Origin of the sequence: Anoxybacillus sp. PDR2 (assembly GCF_009834045.1) — a bacterium.
In the GTDB taxonomy this organism is placed as follows: domain Bacteria; phylum Bacillota; class Bacilli; order Bacillales; family Anoxybacillaceae; genus Anoxybacteroides; species Anoxybacteroides rupiense.
Window position 1 is genome coordinate 1,782,266 of sequence record NZ_CP047158.1, and the last position, 19,344, is coordinate 1,801,609.

Genomic DNA, 19,344 nt, shown 5'->3' on the forward strand with positions numbered 1-19,344 from the left:
TGAAAACGGTAAAATAGGCATAGACGTTTTGCAAATTTATGCTACAATAAAACAGAAACAAACGTTCTTGTTTTTGAAAGGGGTATGTTCGTGACAAATCAGCAACGATATGAATATAACGATGATGCGATCCAAGTGCTTGAAGGGCTTGAAGCGGTGAGAAAACGTCCGGGAATGTATATCGGCAGCACCGACAGCCGCGGCCTGCATCATCTTGTATATGAAATTGTCGATAACTCCGTTGATGAAGCGTTGGCGGGGTACGGAAACTATATTCTCGTCAAAATACATAAAGATAATAGCATCACGGTGCTTGACGAAGGCCGGGGAATGCCGACGGGCATGCATAAGCTTGGCAAGCCGACTCCGGAAGTGATTTTAACCGTCTTGCATGCAGGCGGCAAATTCGGACAAGGCGGGTATAAAACAAGTGGCGGTTTGCATGGAGTCGGGGCCTCGGTCGTCAACGCTTTATCGGAGTGGCTTGTTGTCACGATTCATCGCGATGGATTTATCTATCGGCAGCGGTTTGAAAACGGTGGAACGCCCGTGACGACATTGGAGAAAATCGGAACGACATCGAAAACGGGGACGATGATCCAATTTAAGCCGGACTCCAGCATCTTTAGCACGACGTCGTTCAATTATGAAACGCTCAGCGAACGGCTAAGAGAATCGGCCTTTTTATTAAAAGGACTGAAAATTGAACTAATCGATGAGCGGACCGGCGCAAAAGAGAAATTTCATTATGAAAACGGAATTGAAGCGTTTGTTGCTTATCTCAACGAGGAAAAGGATGCTCTGCATCCAGTCGTGTATTTTGAAGGGCAGCAAAATGGCATCGAGGTGGAGTTTGCGTTTCAATTTAATGACGGCTATTCGGAGAACGTGCTTTCATTTGTTAATAACGTCCGCACAAAGGATGGCGGAACGCATGAAGCGGGCGCCAAAACAGCCATGACCCGCGTGTTTAATGAATACGCTCGCAAAACCGGCTTATTAAAAGAAAAAGATAAAAATCTAGAAGGTTCCGATATTCGCGAGGGACTCTCAGCGATTGTTTCTGTAAGAATCCCCGAGCATTTATTGCAGTTTGAAGGCCAGACAAAGGGAAAGCTTGGAACGAGTGAAGCTCGTTCAGCCGTCGATGCGATCGTCGCGGAGCATTTAACTTATTTTTTACAGGAAAATCCGGATATCAGTGCGATGCTCGTCAAAAAAGCGATAAAGGCTTACCAAGCGCGAGAAGCAGCGCGCAAGGCACGCGAGGAAGCGCGAAGTGGAAAAAAGAAAAAAGGAAAAGAAGCGGTATTAAGCGGCAAGCTGACGCCGGCCCAGTCGCGCAATCCGAACAAAAATGAGCTGTATTTAGTCGAAGGGGATTCGGCAGGCGGCTCCGCGAAGCAAGGACGAGATCGCCGCTTCCAAGCTGTGCTGCCTCTCAGGGGGAAGGTCATTAACACAGAAAAAGCGAAGCTGGCTGATATTTTTAAAAATGAAGAAATCAACACGATCATTCACGCGATCGGCGGCGGCGTGGGAGCCGATTTTTCCTTGGCCGATATCAACTACGATAAGGTGATTATTATGACCGATGCCGACACCGACGGCGCCCATATTCAAGTGCTGCTTCTTACATTTTTCTACCGCTATATGCGGCCGCTAATTGAAGCAGGCAAGGTGTATATCGCGCTTCCGCCGCTCTATAAAATTAGCAAAGGAGCGGGAAGAAAAGAAATCATAGAATATGCTTGGACGGATGAGCAATTAAAAGAAGCGGTGAAAAAATTCGGCAAAGGCTACACGATTCAACGCTATAAAGGTCTTGGCGAAATGAACGCTGACCAGCTATGGGAAACGACAATGAATCCAGAAACGCGTACGCTGATTCGCGTGCGAATTGATGATGCTGCCAGAGCGGAGCGGCGCGTCACAACGCTGATGGGAGATAAAGTCGAACCGCGGCGCAAATGGATTGAAGCGAATGTCCAATTTGGCTTAGAAGAAGATCTGAACATTTTAGATAACGAACATGTCGTAGCAGCAGAGGAGGGAGTCAGATGACCGAACGGTTATTGGATTTGCCATTGGAGGATGTGTTGGGCGACCGCTTTGGACGATACAGTAAATATATTATTCAGGAGCGCGCGCTGCCTGATGCTCGCGATGGACTTAAGCCGGTGCAGCGCCGCATCTTGTATGCCATGTATGTCGACGGCAATACAGCGGATAAGGGCTTCCGCAAAGCGGCGAAGACGGTCGGCAACGTGATTGGCAACTTCCATCCACATGGGGATTCGTCTGTTTATGAAGCAATGGTACGAATGAGCCAAGATTGGAAGCTGCGCAACATTTTGATTGAAATGCACGGAAATAACGGCAGCATCGACGGAGACCCTCCGGCAGCGATGCGTTATACGGAAGCGCGCCTCTCTGCGATTGCCGTAGAGTTGCTGCGAGATATTGAAAAACAAACGGTAGAGTTTGTCCCTAACTTTGACGACACAAGCGAGGAACCGGTCGTTCTGCCGGCGATGTTTCCGAATTTATTAGTGAACGGTTCGACCGGAATCTCGGCAGGATATGCTACTGAAATTCCTCCCCATCATTTAGGAGAAGTGATTGATGCTGTCATTATGCGAATTGATAAGCCAAATTGTACAGTGGATGAGATCATGACCGTTCTTCACGGTCCGGATTTTCCGACGGGAGGAATCATTCAAGGAAGAGAAGGAATCAAAAAAGCGTATGAAACCGGAAAAGGAAAAATTATGATCCGGGGAACAGCAACGATTGAAGCCGCAAAGGGCGGCAAGCAGCAAATTATCATTACAGAGCTGCCTTATGAAGTAAACAAGGCCAATTTGGTCAAAAAAATGGATGAGCTCCGTTTTGACCGAAAGCTTGATGGAATTGCCGATGTTCGTGACGAAACGGACCGCACGGGCCTTCGCATTGTCGTTGAATTAAAGAAAGAGGCAGATGCGGAAGGAATTTTAAACTATTTATATAAAAATACGGATTTACAGGTGCCGTATAATTTTAATATGGTTGCCATTCATAACCGTCGTCCGAAGCTGCTGAGCTTGCTTGAGCTGCTGGATGCCTACATTGAGCATCAAAAGGAAGTGGTTACCAATCGTTCGCGATATGAGCTGAAAAAAGCCCATGATCGCCAGCACATCGTCGAAGGATTGATGAAAGCATTATCCATTTTGGATGAGATCATCGCGACAATCCGGGCTTCGAAGGATAAGCGGGAGGCAAAAGACCGGTTAATGGCTCAATACGCGTTCACGGAAGCTCAGGCAGAAGCAATTGTGTCCCTTCAGCTTTATCGTTTGACTAACACCGATATTACGGCCCTAAAGCAAGAGGCGGAAGAGCTGGAGAAAAAAATCAGCGAGCTAAGCGCGATTTTGGCCAGTGAAAAAAAACTGTTGTCCGTCATTAAAGCGGAATTAAGAAAATTAAAAAAGACATATGCTGATGAACGAAGAACCGCCATTCAAGAGGAAATTGAAGAAATTAAAATTAATTTGGAAGTTATGATTCCGGCGGAAGATGTCATCGTTACTGTCACAAAAGAAGGATATGTGAAACGAACGAGCCTTCGCTCATATACAGCCTCTAATGGACAGGATTTTGGCATGAAGGAATCCGATCGGCTGCTGGCGCAGTTTGAGATGAATACAACGGATGTGCTGCTTTTGTTTACACGACAGGGAAGTTATATATATTGTCCTGTTCATGAGCTGCCGGATATTCGTTGGAAGGAGCTTGGTCAGCATATTTCCCATATGGTCCCGCTTGATCGGGAGGACGAGCTGGTCGCAGCGGTTTCCGTTCAGGATTTTGATCAGCCGCATGATTTGATGTTTGTCACCAAGCAAGGGATGGTCAAACGAACGCCGATCCAACAATATAAAGTGCAGCGTTATGGCCGACCGTTAGTTGCGTTGAATTTAAAAGAGCATGATGAGGTTGTCCATGTTTACATGACGGACGGACATCAAGATCTTTTTCTTGTGACTCACCAAGGATATGGGCTATGGTTTAGCGAAGAGGAAGTGAATCCGGTCGGTGTCCGAGCGGCAGGGGTGAAGGGCATTCAATTAAAAGAAAACGACTTTGTTGTCGCAGCACAGCCTATTTTTTCACCGGAGCAAGCCAAAATTGTCATCGCTACGCAACGGGGAGCAGTGAAAAAGATGGGGCTTGGCGAATTTGAAAAATCTTCGCGCGCTAAGCGGGGATTGGTGATGATTCGTGAATTAAAAACGAACCCTCACCGAATTGCGGCGGCGGCCATAGTGGAAAGCGACCCAAGCCAAATGGTGGTGCGGACGGAAAAAGGAGAAATAGAAGTGATTGATCTGTCGCAGCTGAAGCTGGTTGATCGATATAATAGCGGGAAATTTGTCGTGGACCATGAAGAAGCAGGAGATGTTAAAGAAATGTGGCTCACCGATTTCCATCACGGAAGCTGACAGATAGCTAGAAATGGACATGGAATCGATAGACGAAGGATGAGCGGGAGGGGGAACGACGATGCGATTTAAGCGAAACGAAGCCTTTCGCTATCAATTCGGACAGCCGCTTTTGGGCACATTCCGCATCGCTTATATTGATGGAAAAGAGATGGACAGCGAAAAAGGAGCTGTTGAAATTTACGATATCAGTCCAAAGGGGATGAAGATCCGCACGGTATTTGACATTCCTCCGCGCCCGCGGGATGTCTGTATTCAAGTGACATTTATGCTTAACGATGTCGAATTCAATTTATTAGGAATCATCGTGTGGCAAAAGAGGGACTTTAGAGGTTACTTTTATGGATTGCAGCTGCACCTGTCACATGAACAGGAGGAAATCATGATTCGCGAACTTAAGCGATATGTGACACTTCGCCAGAGCGATTAGCAATCAATAGGCGTGTGCCCCCCATCCTCATGTTAGGAGGGGGGATTTTAATGTCAAGGATAAGGCAGACTGTCCAACTTTTTGGCGAAAATAAAAAATAGAAAGGCTCTTAGAAAGCCCGCGAGACATCGTGCCGCAACATGGGCCAATCGCTTTATTAGTGTTTATTAGTGTGTACACGGCTTTATCATCATCAACAGCAAGTCTTTTTGTGGCTTGCTTTTTTTGTTTTTTCGTTTTTCGTTCCGAATAAAAATAGGATTGACTGCCTTGTATATACAGGTTAAAATGATGCCTAAAGAAAGTGCATGTATATACATGTTCATTTTTATATGAATGAAAGGGTGAACCATAATGATACCTTGGCAAGAGGAAGAGATTATTTTCGCACCATTGAATGGTCGGATTATACCGCTGGAAGAGGTACCGAATCCCACGTTTTCGCATAAATTTTTAGGAGACGGCATCGCGATTATGCCAAACGATGGACAAGTCGTTGCTCCAGTGGATGGCAGAGTGGCTAATATTTTTCGTTCCAAACATGCCATTGGAATTTTATCGAACAAAGGAGTAGAGATTTTGATTCATGTAGGGCTGGAGACGGTGCTGTTGAACGGAGAAGGCTTCACCGTCCATGTTAAAAGGGGAGAAATGGTGAAAAGAGGGGATTTGCTGCTGTCATTTCATTTAAAAACGATCAAAAAAAGAGCGGCTAGCCTTCTAACGCCAGTTATTATCACCAATCATGAGCAGGCGGAGATTACGAAAATTGCTTCACGGCCAACATGCGTCGCAGGACAAAGCGCGCTGCTGCGGGTAATGGTCACAAGAACATGCCTGTTTCGTGTGAAATAAATAAGGAGGGATTTTTGTTGCTTGTTCAGTCTGAATATTTGCACTTTTGTAAAAAATATATGGATGTAGGTTGAGTTTCTTGGATCCCCCTCACTAAACCGCTCTATTCTATCGATTTTGTTATTCGAACGATGTGAGAATGAGAGAGTACATAAACGTCTCTTTAAAGATGAAACGAATGATCTCTGGATATGGGCGGTTGGAAAAGGTTCAATGATTTGCTTTTTTATCATGTATGCATGATAAAGACTTGAATCATATTCTTTTTTCTGCTCCTGTAAGGGCTTTAAGAAGAAGCGATTGGTTATTCAACCGTCCGGCCGCCGAAAATGAATCCAAACTTGATGTCTATAAGCACCTTTATCTTAAAAAATACTCTATGCCTTGCGCAGATGAATCATATCGTGAAAAGAGAACGAACATGATGATATACAGGCGATTTTTTTATTGACGAACTTGTATATACAGATTAAAATAAAAACATCTTGTATATACAAGTTTTGAAAGCGGTTAAAAGGGGAGTTCATGATGTTAAAAAAATGGTTTCGCAAAAAAGAAGAAACGCTCGTAGCGCCTTTAACTGGAAAAATAGTCGAGATCGAACAAGTTCCTGACCCAACGTTTTCCCAAAAGCTTATGGGGGATGGAGTAGCGATTGATCCTGCAGAGGGGATTGTCGTTTCGCCGGTTAATGGGGAAGTGATTCAATTTTTCCATACAAAGCATGCGATTGGCATTCGTTCAGATGCAGGGCTGGAGCTATTAATCCACGTTGGCTTAGACACCGTCATGATGAATGGGGAAGGGTTTGTTGGACATGTGAAAGTCGGCGACAAAGTCAAGGCAGGCGACCGCTTATTGACGTTTGACCTGGAGTTGGTTAAGGAAAAGGCGGCAAGCACGATCACACCGATTGTCATTACCAATATGGATGCTATTCAATCACTTGAAAAGAAGCCGCTTGAAAACGTGCAGGCAGGAACGGATTGGTTACTATTTGTCGTAGCAAAGTAGCATTTATTTTGTAAACGGTTACGGAGGGATCATCATGAGCATCAGCAAACAATCAGTCGAAAAGATTGTAGAGTCTGTTGGAGGAAAAGAGAATATTGTGGCGGCAACACATTGTGTCACCCGCTTAAGATTTGCATTAAAGGATGAGAGCAAAGTAGATAAAGAGACTTTAGAAAGTATTGATCTCGTCAAAGGTTCCTTTTCCGCAAACGGCCAGTTTCAAGTCGTAATTGGACAAGGGCTCGTTGATAAAGTGTACAACGAAATGGTGGAGTTGACGGGTATTGGCCGCGCGACAAAGCAAGAGATTAAAGATGCAGCGGAAGCGAAGCTAAACCCGCTTCAGCGCGCGATTAAAACATTAGCGGATATCTTTATTCCAATTTTGCCGGCGATTGTAACAGCGGGTTTATTGATGGGGATTAATAACATTCTAACAGGCCAAGGGATTTTTTACGAAAATAAATCGTTTGTGGAAGTGCATAAAGAGTGGGCCGATTTTGCTAGCATCATTAACTTAATTGCCAACACGGCGTTCGTCTTTCTACCAGGTTTAATCGGCTGGTCAGCGGTAACGAAATTTGGTGGCAGTCCATTGCTCGGTATTGTGCTTGGCTTAATGCTCGTTCATCCAGATTTGTTAAACGCATGGGGATGGGGAGCAGCGAAAGAAGAAGGAAAAATTCCTGTATGGAATCTGTTTGGATTGGATGTTCAAAAGGTAGGATACCAAGGGCAAGTATTGCCTGTATTAGTGGCATCGTACGTGCTGGCGAAAACAGAACTGTTTTTGCGCAAACGAATTCCTGATGCGTTTCAATTGCTGCTAGTTGCCCGCTTTCGTTGCTTTTTACCGGATTTTTAGCGTTTATCGCGATCGGGCCGATTACATTTGCCATCGGCAACGGAATTACGAGTGTATTTGTTTCCGTGTTTCATAATGTTCCTGCGATTGGCGGGCTTCTATATGGAGCGTTATATGCCCTCTTGTGGTCACGGGGATGCATCATACGTTCTTGCCGGTTGATTTGCAGCTGATCACCAACACGGGCGGAACATTTTTATGGCCGATTCTTGCTCTTTCGAATATCGCTCAAGGTTCAGCAGCGTTATCGATGATGTTTTTAGCAAAAGATGAGAAACTGAAAGGGTTATCATTCACATCTGCTGTTTCAGCTTATTTAGGAATCACGGAACCGGCCATGTTTGGAGTGAATTTACGCTTCCGTTATCCATTTATTTCAGCGATGATTGGAGCCGCGGTTGGCGGAATGTTCATCACGCTCAATAAAGTGATCGCAGCTTCCATCGGCGTGGGCGGTCTTCCTGGTTTCTTATCAATCGTTCCGCAAAAATGGGCGCCGTTTTTCATTGGAATGGCGATCGCGATTGTGCTGCCATTTGTTCTAACGTTTGTGTTGGGAAAAATTCGCAAAGACTATAATTAATAGAATTATGTTCTAAATAATCAATATAAATAACTAAAGATTCATACCATTGGTGAATGACCGCCAATGGTATCGTTTTTCCCGATAGTCGCAAAATTATAAACGAGGTGATATTCATTGAAGCAACCATGGTGGAAAAAAATCCGTTGTTTATCAAATTTATCCGAAGAGCTTTAAAGATACGACGGGAAATGGAATAGGAGATTTGCAAGGGATTATCGAAAAATTAGACTATTTAAAGACATTAGGGATTGACGTCATTTGGCTGACGCCTATTTATGCTTCGCCACAGCGAGATAACGGCTATGATATTAGTGATTATTTTAGTGTCCATCAAGATTATGGAACAATGGCGGACTTCGAGCGTCTGCTTGCTGAAGCTCATCAACGCGGTATCAAAGTGATTATGGATATGGTCGTCAACCACACCTCAACCGATCATGAGTGGTTTCAGCAGGCGCGTTCGTCAAAGAAAACCGCTACCGTCATTTTTATATTTGGAAGGACCCTAAACCAGACGGCAGCCCTCCAACAAACTGGACGTCCAAATTTGGCGGATCGGCTTGGGAGTATGATGAAAACGGGGCAATATTATCTGCACTTGTTTGACGTCACTCAGGCGGACTTGAATTGGGAAAATGAAGAACTGCGCAAAACGATTTATGAAATAATGCATTTTTGGTTTCAAAAGGGCGTCGACGGTTTTCGCTTGGATGTCATTAATTTGATTTCGAAAGATCAACGTTTCTCGATGATGATGAATCCTTGCCGTTGGGGGACGGCCGCCGATTTTATACAGACGGTCCGCGCATTCATGAGTTTTTGCAGGAAATGAATCGGGAAGTGTTTGCAAAATATGATATTATGACGGGGGGAGATGTCATCGACCACCATTGATCATTGTATTCAATATACCAATCCAGCGCGAAACGAATTGAATATGACATTTAACTTTCACCATTTAAAGGTAGACTACCCAAATGGTGAGAAATGGGCGGCGGCTCCATTCGATTTTCTGGCTTTAAAACAAATTTTATCTACTTGGCAGGTGGAAATGAATAAAGGAGGAGGCTGGAATGCCCTCTTCTGGTGTAATCATGACCAGCCGAGAATCGTGTCGCGCTATGGTGATGATCAAGTCTATCATAAAGAATCAGCGAAGATGCTGGCGACCGTTATTCATATGATGCAAGGAACACCTTACATCTATCAAGGTGAAGAAATCGGCATGACCAACCCGAAGTTCGAGAGAATTGAAGAATACCGCGATGTGGAAACCTTAAATATGTATAAAATTTTACTGGAGCAAGGAAAAACCAGAAGCAGAAGTACTTGAAATTTTAAAATGCAAATCGCGGGATAATTCACGGACACCGATGCAATGGGACGATAGTCCGCATGCGGGATTTACAACTGGAACTCCTTGGATTTCTGTCGCACCGAATTTTAAAGAAATTAATGTAAAAAATGCATTAGAGGATCCGACATCGATTTTCTATCATTACAAGCGTTTGATTGAATTGCGAAAAAACTATGAGATTATTACAACAGGAAACTATCAGTTATTGCTAGAGGATCATCCGCGAATTTTTGCTTATGCGCGCAATGGAGATGGCGAAAAGCTGCTGGTAGTAGCCAACTTTTTTGGCGGCCAAGCGACCTTTATTTTGCCAGACGAGTTAGATATAAGCGGATATACAAGCCGCATCTTGCTTTCCAACTATAATGACTCCTCTGAGCATGTACAAGAAATTATGTTGCGTCCATATGAGGCGATTGTGTATTATTTAACAAAATGATACAATACAATTCGGTGATGACCATGAAGGAAAATAAATTTTTAGCGATTTACAACGATCTTTGCTTCAGATTCGCAAAGGCGCTTTTCAACCGAACGAAAAGCTGCCTTCTGAAAATGAACTGTCCCAGCAATATCGAACATCGCGCGAAACCATTCGCAAAGCGCTCAATCTTTTGTCAGAGCATGGCTATATTCAAAAATAAAAGGAAAGGGGTCCATCGTATTAGATGTCGGGAAATATGACTTTCCTGTCTCTGGACTTGTCAGCTTTAAGGAATTGGCGCAAAAATGAACAAGCCGGCAAGAACGATCGTACATGAACTGAACTGATTGAGCCTGATGAATATATTAAACGGCAATTGGAAACCGAAAATAAGGAAAAAGTATGGAAAGTGATTCGTGCTCGGAAATTGAAGGAGAGAAAATTATTTTAGACAAGGACTTTCTTTGCCAAAAATTTGTTCCAATATTGACTCGCGACATTGTGAAAATTCAATTTATGAATATGTGGAAAACGAACTAAAGCTTCGCATTAGCTTTGCTAAAAAAGAAATGTTTGTTGACCGAGTGACAGCTGAGGATCAAAATATTTGATTTAAACGGCTATGAACATGTAGTCGTTGTGAAAAATTTTGTCTACTTAGAAGATGCGAGCTTATTTCAGTTTACTGAGTCAAGACATCGACTCGATAAATTTCGGTTTGTTGATTTTGCCCGGCGTACTCATCAACCGCACCTGCTTCCATAAGCACGTGCGGTTTTTTCGGTAATACAATTTAATAAAACTATGTGCTAAATAATCAATAAATGGAGTATAGTTTAAAGCATTTATGGCTATCCTTCTAACATAAGGATTGGTGAATATCAAATTGGAAGGAACATGGGTTTCATTATTGCCGTTTCTCATTGTCATCCCGCTTGCTATTTGGCTTCGAGAAATTCTGCCGGGACTCGTTGCCGGTTTGTTGATCGGAGCATTTTTTCTAGAACAACATTTCCTTTTAGCGATTGAGCAAGCCGTTCAGGCAACGCTGCAGGCCGCAACGGAAATGAGTCATATCCAAGTGCTTGCTTTTCTTTATTTATTTGGCGCCTTAGTCGGAATGATGCAGATTACCGGCGGAATGAAAGGATTTGTGCAATGGATCAGCAAAAAAATCCATTCTCGGCGCCGCTTGCTATGGTTTATTTGGCTTACCATTCCCTTTACGTTTTTTACACCGATGTTTCGTATCATGCTGATCGGTCCTGTTATGAAATCGTTGCTCGACAAGTTTCATATCGATAAACGAAAAATGGCGTATATGATTGATGTCTCGACGGAGCCTATCATTGTGTTGCTTCCAGCGGCAACGGCTTTTGTCGGTTTTATGACATCGGTTGTAGATGGGGCGCTTAAGCAAAACCAAATGGAAGAAAATGCGTTTTCTCTCTTTCTTGCGAGCTTGCCTTATAATTTTTTTTGCCATTATTGCGCTATTGATCGGAGTGGTGACTACTTTAAAAATATCGGCATCGGCCAAGAAGAAAAGGAAAAAGGAGACGAACAGAATTATTTCCATCGTCTCGGTCTGAAAAAGAGCTCGCTTTAGTAGTGGGAGAGCCCGCTGCACTTATTTTTTCCGCTTCTCCTTGTCCTTTCCTTCACGCTTTTTTCTTTGGTATGATGGCACAAAGCGGGAGCTGACAACCTGATCGCCGCCTTTACCGCAGCGGACGCAACATTTGTGATGGTGGTGTCACTATTTGTGGACCATTATTGTGACCATGTTATTTTATTTATTCCGCCGCCAAAAGCTGGATGAATTAATTTATCATCTTTTTGAGGGGGGAAATGAGCTAATGGCTCCGATCGGTATGCTTATTCTTGTATGGGCCCTGTCTGCTACGGCAGAGCAGTGGGCTTTTCGCACTATATTGCTTCCACTTTTGGCGGAATGCTGCCAAAAGAAATGGTTCCGGCGATGATATTCGCGCTTGGTTCGTTTATTTCTTATTTTATCGGCACATCTTGGGGAACATGGGGTCTGTTTATGCCGCTCGGTGTCACACTGGCCGCAGCGACGGGCGCTTCGCTTCCGATGACCGTAGGTGCTGTATTTGCTAGTGGCACATTCGGCGCTTTTGCTTCACCGCTGGGCGATACAACGATAACAACTTCTTCCATTATGGATTTGGATTTAATGGAATATGCCAAATATAAATTAAAAATTTCGCTTGTGTGTGGTGTTCTTTCATTACTCAGCTATTTGGCCGCCGCTTGGCTTTTGCCCTGATTAGCAGAATCAACCGCTCCATAAATAGATAGGAAAAGACGATTTTATTTTATAAAAATGCTTTCTATTTACTGATCTATTGTTCAAAAATGAAAACACAAGATCCATTCCCTTATGCTTCGGGGAATATAAAAGCTATCAGCTTATCCCTATATTCTTAAACTATGTTCTAAATAATCAAAAATATTTTCAAACAATAATTGCCAAAGACAAAAATTTCCGCTATGATGAAGGAAAGCATATGGATAAGCCTTTATAGGGGAAAGGGGGAGAAAAATGGCTACGCATATTACTCATATCACCGTTCGTTTGGAGAAACAGATGCGCTTGGCCATGTCAACAATACGAATTATTTTGTATATTTAGAGGAGGCGAGAATTCGCTTATTTGAGCAGCTCGGCTTTGGCTCTGCCGATCCTCATGAATGGAAGTTTATCGTCGCCTCTGCTAAATGCGATTTTATCAACCAAGCGTATTTTGGCCAAACGCTCAAGGTGGAAACGAATGTATCCAAAATCGGAAATAAAAGTTTTACGCTTGTTCATCGCATTGTAGATGCGAACAATCAAACATTAATTGCGCTTGGAGAGGTAGTCGGTGTTTATTTTAATTTTGCGACGCAAAAAAGTGAGCCAATTCCAGAGGATTTGCGCAGCCGACTCGAGAAATATAGCGTGTCTGACATCGAAAACCACTTGAAATCATAACAAGCTGCCTAATTATTAGGCAGCTTGTTTTTATGAACCCCTTTTTCTGTTTATACATACTGTATCATAAACATAATGGAAGGGGGAGTATGCTTATGGAAATTAAGGCAGTGATCGGCAGTCAACGGTTTACTTCCCACGGAGAATTAGAAACTTACTTTCAGCCATTTCGTCAAGCGACGATCGGAGCGGATTTTTCCTTTGCCACTCCATTTGGTCAGCAGAGAATGATTTATGCCGATTGGACAGCAAGCGGCCGCTTATATGCGCCAATCGAACGTAAAATCATGGAGGAAATAGGCCCATATGTCGCCAATACCCACACAGAGTCGAATATTACAGGCACTAAAATGACCTTAGCATACCAGTACGCAAAAGATGTGATGAAAAGACATGTCAATGCGGGTCCCCATGATGTCCTTTTATTAGAAGGAGCAGGAACGACAAGCGCCGTGAACAAGCTTCAGCGCCTTCTCGGCTTGCGTATACCGGAGCGGTTTCGTCCCTATATCGAACTCCCCAAAAGTAAAGTACCTGTTATTTTTGTTACCCATATGGAGCATCACTCCAATTTGTTGTCGTGGATGGAGACAATTGGCGAAGTCATCACGATTCGCCCGACCGCCACAGGAGGGGTAGATGTCCATCATTTGCAAGCGCTATTACACCAATATAAGGACCGTTCTTTAAAAATTGGCGCTTTCACTGCATGCTCCAATGTGACCGGGCTGCAAACCCCTTATTACACCCTTGCCAAAATGATGCATGAGCATGGCGGGCTTTGCTTTGTTGATTTTGCCGCTTCAGCTCCATATGTCTCGATCAATATGCACCCCGATGATCCGCTGCAAAAATTAGACGCCATTTACTTTTCGCCCCATAAGTTTTTAGGCGGGCCCGAAGCGCGGGGATATTAGTTTTTGATGGGCGCTTATATCAAAATCGCATTCCAGATCATCCGGGAGGAGGAACGGTGCTATGGACGAATCCATGGGGAGAATATCAATATGTGACAAATATTGAAGAGCGGGAGGATGGAGGCACCCCGCCGTTTTTGCAAGCGATTCGAGCGGCGCTAGCCATCAAATTGAAGGAAAAAATGGGGATAGAGGCAATCATAAAAAGAGAACAGGAGTTAATAAGACTGCTTTTGCCTTCATTAAAAACTATTCCTAGCGTGCATGTGCTGGAAGGAGAGCGGGAGGATCGGCTCGGGATCATTTCCTTTATTATCGAAGACTTGCATTATAATTTAATTGTTAAACTTCTTAATGATTATTTCGGCATCCAAGCACGTGGAGGATGTTCATGTGCTGGGCCGTATGGCCATTATTTGCTTGGGATCGATCAAAAACAATCTGCAAGCATGGTCAAAAGCATGGAGGAGGGAAACTTGTTAGCCAAACCAGGATGGGTGCGCATCTCCTTGCATCCCATTATGACGAATCATGATATGTACCAAATCATTCGTGCGATTCGCTACATTGTACAGCATAAGGAAAGCTTGAAAACGGCATATGAATATGATGAAGCAAAAAATGAATTTTATCATCGTGAAGACGATCGTCATGTCCGCCATCTTTTTACTTTTTAGATGGATCGATTCTACAACTTGAAGCTGGAATGAATAGAACTCTAGGCATATGTTAATGGCATATGGTTTCCATTCCGATTGGAGAACAGGTACAATAAAACATAGAAACCTATATTTATTGAAGAAGGAGAAACCGAGATGAATCATCTATACCATTTATTTCTCCGCACCGAACGGGAACAAATGCTGTACGAACAGGCGCGGCAGCTATCCGAGCAGTTTCGGACGCGCGCAGCTTGGCATGATGAGCAGGCGGCGTTTCCCTTTGATAATTTTGCTGAGTTAAAAGAAGCTGGATTGCTTGCACTGACGGTACCGAAAAAATATGGCGGAGAAGGTAGTTCATTATACGAGTTTTTACTAGTACAAGAAATGCTGGCCCAAGGCGATGGGGCTACAGCATTGTCGCTTGGCTGGCACTTAGGCATTGTCATGAGTTTAGCTGAAGAAGATAGGTGGCCGCCATCGATCTTTGCTCGACTTTGTCAGGAAATTGTTGAAAAAAAGGTGTTGCTGAACAGTGCCCACTCAGAAGCGGCAACAGGAAGTCCGGCACGTGGCGGAAAACCGGAGACAACGGCTGAAAGACGAAAAGACGGCTGGCGGATTTCGGGACGGAAGACATTTACATCGCTGGCTCCTGCGCTCGATTATTTTTATTGTCTCAGCCACCATCAAAGAGACGGGGGAAGTCGGTCATTTTCTCATTCCTAAGACGGCGTGTGGGCTTAAAATCGAAGAAACATGGAACACCCTTGGAATGCGGGGGACCAGAAGCGACGACTTAATTTTAGATCGTGTCGAGGTTGAAGAAGAAGCGCTTGTCGAGATTCTTCGTACACCGAAAACAAAAGCGAAAGCGCAAGGCTGGCTACTTCATATCCCGGCATGCTATTTAGGAATTGCGATAGCAGCTCGCAACGACGCCGTTGATTTTGCAAAAGCATACAAGCCTAATAGCCTTCCTCATCCGATTGCTGAAGTGCCGGAAGTGCAGCGGAAAATCGCTGAAATCGACCTTGAACTAATGACAGCGCGTCATTTTATGTATGCGGTCGCTGATAGGTGGGATCGCGATCCGGCCAAACGACCGGAGATGAAAGAGGAGCTGGCGGCTGTGAAATATGTGGCTACGAATGCGGCCGTTCGTATAGTCGATTGGTCGATGCGCATTGTCGGCGCTCAAAGCTTATTTGCAACGAATTCCTTACAGCGTTATTACCGCGATGTCCGTGCCGGCCTGCATAACCCGCCGGCTGATGATATCACCCTTTCCATGCTGGCAACACGTGCGCTGAAATAACGTGCGTAGGAAAAAGAAGAGAAATAGAAAAAACATGCTTGCTGCGGTACGGACACAGCAGAAAAACTAGCTTGCTACTAGTCAGAGAATAGTATAAAGACCGAGGTAACAAAACAAAAGCCGCCTTCCTACTATTTTAGGAAGGCGGCTTCTATTAAAATTAAAGTGCTTTTCGCATAAACTCAGGAAGCTGAAAGCATTGCTTTAGCACCGCTTCGTTTACATATTTTGTATCAGTTGGCACCGCGGCGCTTTCCGGAAGTGAAAGCGGAATGTTAGAGCCGATCGTAAAGCTCCATAGTCCGCCTGGATAGGTTGGCACTGTCGCTGTATACACAGCAGCGTGCGGAAATAACTGACGAATATTGGTGTGTGTTTGTTTTAAGATGTCTAAGTGGAAAATAGGTGATTGGCTTTGACAAACCATCAGCCCATCGTCTTTAAGAGCTTGACGGATGCTAGCGTAGAAATCGCGGGAAAATAGCGCCTCAGCCGGTCCTACTGGATCAGATGAATCAACGATAATGACATCGTATTCTTTCGTGCGCTCTTTGACAAACGCAACTCCGTCCGTATAAATAAAGCGGACGCGCGGATCAGAAAGGTTTCCGGAAACAGCCGGCAGATGCTCCTTGCAGGACTGCACGACGACTTCATCAATTTCTACCATATCAATTTGCTCAAGCTGCTGATATTTGGCCGCTTCTTTTGCAGCGCCGCAGTCGCCGCCGCCGATAATCAGCACTTTTTTAGCAGCTGGATGAAGCTGTAGCGGAATATGGGAAATCATTTCATTGTAAATATGTCCGTCAATCGATGTCGTTTGTACAACACCATCAAGCACAAGCATTCGCCCAAAATCGTATGAGTCCAAAATCATGACGTGCTGAAAAGCCGATTGCTGAGAAAAAATCACTTCTTTTATGCGATAGCTGATTTTTAAATTTTCGCGATCATCCTCCGTAAGCCACAGCTCTTCATTTTCGACTTTTAAATAAGGCGGTAGTGAATCGTGTAGATGTTTCTTCATTGCAACCTCCTTCAAGCATATTCCGTTTTTTTCACACCTTTCTAATAGTAATACATTTTGCCTCATGTGACAAATATCAAAACATGAAATAAAGAGCTACTGTCCATGATTAGAGGAGTGCATGCCGCCTCCTGTCGAATCTGTTGATTGGTTTTGTTTCTGCTGCTTTTCTTGATCGCCGCTGCAGCTTGTAAGCATCGTTGCTGCAAGCAGTGTGATTATCCATAGATTCCCTTTTTTGTTCATCGTTCTCCTCCTTTTTTTCGATCCTCTATTTTATGTATGAGGCACGTATTTTTCATAGTATGTCGTAAATGCAACAAAAATATCAAAAGCCGTCTGTGCATAAGGACAGAACGGCTTATATGAATCGAGAGGAAAAATGAATTCAATGGAAGCGAAACTGGTTTTTGGTGCGGAAACATGCGAGAAGAGATGAAAGGCTAAGCTTTATGATTTGCATTACGGAAGCCGATGAAATATTTGATGGAGCTGTTGCTTATTGGCAAGGAGATCGGCTAATGTATAAGAATCCAGTACATGCAAAAACGCTTCTAATGCTTCGTGAAGAACGTGCTTTAGTTGGCAAGCAGGAGTAATGACGCAATGATTGCCATGAGCCGCAAAACACTCGACGAGTGATAAATTATCCTCCGTTTGGCGAACAACCGCACCTAGCCGAATCTCCTCCGGTTTTTTGGCAAGGCGAATGCCTCCATTGCGCCCGCGAATGGTTTCAATCCATCCATGCTTTCCTAATTCGTATACAATTTTGCTTAAATGATGTTCAGAGATCGCGTAGGCTTTGGAAATTTCTTTAATATTCGTTTTATCCCCGGGTTCAAGTGTTCCCAAAAACAGCAGAACGCGCAGGGCATATTCCGTATAGTTGGTTAATTGCATAAGATTTCACACACCTTTAAATACTTTTCGTATTGTCATTTTACCATACTTGCTTTCTTTTTTTGAACGAAAGAAGAATATGAACATTTTGTTAAAGATGTATTTGAAATATTGCTTTTATCTAAAATCCTATGGTTCAATAAAGATGTATATAAAATACATGTTTTTGCGGAGGGGAAAGAACGATGAATCAAACAGCTTCCTTACTAGATGAAAAAACAATCCGTATCATTCAATCAACCGTTCCAGTGTTGGAGAAATACGGAGAGCAAATTACGAAACGATTTTATCAGTTGATGTTCTCCAATCATCCAGAGCTATTAAACATCTTTAACCATGCTCATCAACAGCAAGGGCGTCAGCAAAAAGCGCTCGCTGCTTCTGTTTATGCGGCAGCCAAGCATATCGATCGCTTAGAAGCCATCTTGCCAGTTGTCAAGCAAATTGGCCATAAACATCGCAGCTTAGGAGTAAAAAAAGAGCATTATCCGATTGTTGGGAAACATTTATTGCTGGCAATTAAAGATGTGTTAGGAGATGCTGCGACGGATGAGATCATCGAGGCGTGGAAAGAGGCTTATGGAGTGATCGCCAATGTTTTCGTTCAAGTGGAAGAGCAATTATATGATGAAGCGGCGATGAAAGCAGGGGGATGGAAGGATTTTCGAAGATTCGTCGTACAAAAGAAAGTCAAAGAAAGCTCATTGATTACCTCTTTCTATCTTGCACCGGAAGACGGCGGGGGCATTAGCGATTTTTTGCCGGGACAATATGTGAGCGTGAAAGTCCATATTCCTGGAGAAGAGTATACACATATTCGCCAATACAGTTTGTCTGACGCCCCAGGAACAGGATATTACCGCATTAGTGTCAAGAGGGAAGCAGGAACGGATGCTCAGCCGGCTGGCGTTGTGTCTCATTATTTGCATGATTCGGTGAAGGAAGGCGACGTGCTTGAGCTGAGCGCGCCAGCTGGCGATTTTACCCTTGATTTGACAAAAGAAACACCGGTTGTATTGATCAGCGGAGGTGTCGGCATGACCCCGCTATTGAGCATGGCGAATACATTAGTAGCGAAACAGCCACAGCGATGTGTAACGTTCATTCATGCTGCTGTCAATGGCCGTGTTCACGCGTTTGATGCTCACCTTGCACGCCTAGCGAAGGAACATCCATCGTTTTCATATGGAGTTTGCTATCAAACGCCTGAAAATCATGATCGCGAAAATCCTTACTTTGTGAAGGAAGGATTCGTTGATTTGACACTGATCCAATCCATGGTTCCAGATTCTCATGCTGACTTTTATGTATGCGGACCCGTCCCATTTATGAAAACCGTCTATCATGCACTGAAACAATGGGGCATAGCAGATGATAGGATTCACTACGAATTTTTCGGTCCAGCCGGCGATTTAACAAAATAGCGTGACGTTTAAGGCAGCTTCTTTGTTTAAGGAAGCTGCCTATTTTGGTATGATAAAAATAAAGGAGGA

9 protein-coding genes and 7 pseudogenes are annotated in these 19,344 nt (G+C 43.8%); 13 read left to right on the forward strand and 3 right to left on the reverse strand.

The annotated features are described in order from the left end of the window. Positions 1 to 84 precede the first annotated feature (84 nt). From parE to GRQ40_RS08635, 12 genes and pseudogenes are all read left to right on the forward strand, one after another. A complete protein-coding gene (gene parE / locus GRQ40_RS08580) occupies positions 85 to 2,064 on the forward strand; it encodes a DNA topoisomerase IV subunit B (protein ID WP_044742145.1) in 1,980 nt (659 codons plus the stop codon). Further along, positions 2,061 to 4,490 carry a DNA topoisomerase IV subunit A gene (parC, locus tag GRQ40_RS08585; protein WP_159719751.1) on the forward strand — a complete coding sequence of 810 codons (2,430 nt, stop codon included), beginning with the start codon at positions 2,061 to 2,063 and terminating at the stop codon, positions 4,488 to 4,490. The genes parE and parC overlap by 4 nt, the downstream gene beginning before the upstream one ends. A 61-nt stretch (positions 4,491 to 4,551) precedes the next feature. Continuing rightward, positions 4,552 to 4,920: a PilZ domain-containing protein gene (locus GRQ40_RS08590; RefSeq protein WP_044742143.1), complete on the forward strand. Its 369-nt coding sequence runs from the start codon at positions 4,552 to 4,554 to the stop codon at positions 4,918 to 4,920. Positions 4,921 to 5,274: 354 nt separating this feature from the next. Continuing rightward, on the forward strand, positions 5,275 to 5,775 hold the full coding sequence (locus GRQ40_RS08595; protein WP_044742142.1) for a PTS sugar transporter subunit IIA: 501 nt from the start codon (positions 5,275 to 5,277) through the stop codon (positions 5,773 to 5,775). Positions 5,776 to 6,303: 528 nt separating this feature from the next. Next, positions 6,304 to 6,789, forward strand: a complete 486-nt coding sequence (locus GRQ40_RS08600) for a PTS sugar transporter subunit IIA (protein WP_044742141.1) — start codon at positions 6,304 to 6,306, stop codon at positions 6,787 to 6,789. Positions 6,790 to 6,823: 34 nt separating this feature from the next. Beyond that, positions 6,824 to 8,237: pseudogene (treP, locus tag GRQ40_RS08605) on the forward strand (PTS system trehalose-specific EIIBC component). Between the two features lie 117 nt (positions 8,238 to 8,354). Next, positions 8,355 to 10,036 (forward strand): annotated as a pseudogene (gene treC / locus GRQ40_RS08610) (alpha,alpha-phosphotrehalase). A gap of 23 nt (positions 10,037 to 10,059) precedes the next feature. Next, positions 10,060 to 10,786: pseudogene (treR, locus tag GRQ40_RS08615) on the forward strand (trehalose operon repressor). 121 nt (positions 10,787 to 10,907) lie between these two features. Then, positions 10,908 to 12,314 (forward strand): annotated as a pseudogene (locus GRQ40_RS18975) (Na+/H+ antiporter NhaC family protein). A gap of 276 nt (positions 12,315 to 12,590) precedes the next feature. Further along, positions 12,591 to 13,021, forward strand: a pseudogene (locus GRQ40_RS08625) (acyl-CoA thioesterase). 95 nt (positions 13,022 to 13,116) lie between these two features. Beyond that, positions 13,117 to 14,615 (forward strand): annotated as a pseudogene (locus GRQ40_RS08630) (aminotransferase class V-fold PLP-dependent enzyme). Positions 14,616 to 14,753: 138 nt separating this feature from the next. Continuing rightward, positions 14,754 to 15,918 (forward strand): annotated as a pseudogene (locus GRQ40_RS08635) (acyl-CoA dehydrogenase family protein). Positions 15,919 to 16,078: 160 nt separating this feature from the next. Here GRQ40_RS08635 and speE read toward each other — a convergent pair. The 3 genes from speE to GRQ40_RS08650 form a co-directional block, all read right to left on the reverse strand. Beyond that, the gene (speE, locus tag GRQ40_RS08640) at positions 16,079 to 16,948 is read right to left on the reverse strand and encodes a polyamine aminopropyltransferase (protein WP_066149293.1); all 870 of its coding nucleotides are present in this window, start codon (positions 16,946 to 16,948) and stop codon (positions 16,079 to 16,081) included. 96 nt (positions 16,949 to 17,044) lie between these two features. Next, complete coding sequence (locus GRQ40_RS08645) at positions 17,045 to 17,194, reverse strand: hypothetical protein (RefSeq protein WP_159719752.1); 150 nt, start codon at positions 17,192 to 17,194, stop codon at positions 17,045 to 17,047. A 216-nt stretch (positions 17,195 to 17,410) separates the two neighbouring features. Beyond that, complete coding sequence (locus GRQ40_RS08650) at positions 17,411 to 17,851, reverse strand: Rrf2 family transcriptional regulator (RefSeq protein WP_080861983.1); 441 nt, start codon at positions 17,849 to 17,851, stop codon at positions 17,411 to 17,413. 185 nt (positions 17,852 to 18,036) lie between these two features. Between GRQ40_RS08650 and hmpA the strand changes: the two genes are divergently transcribed. Next, complete coding sequence (hmpA, locus tag GRQ40_RS08655; protein WP_066149297.1) at positions 18,037 to 19,275, forward strand: NO-inducible flavohemoprotein; 1,239 nt, start codon at positions 18,037 to 18,039, stop codon at positions 19,273 to 19,275. The last annotated feature ends 69 nt before the right edge of the window (positions 19,276 to 19,344 follow it).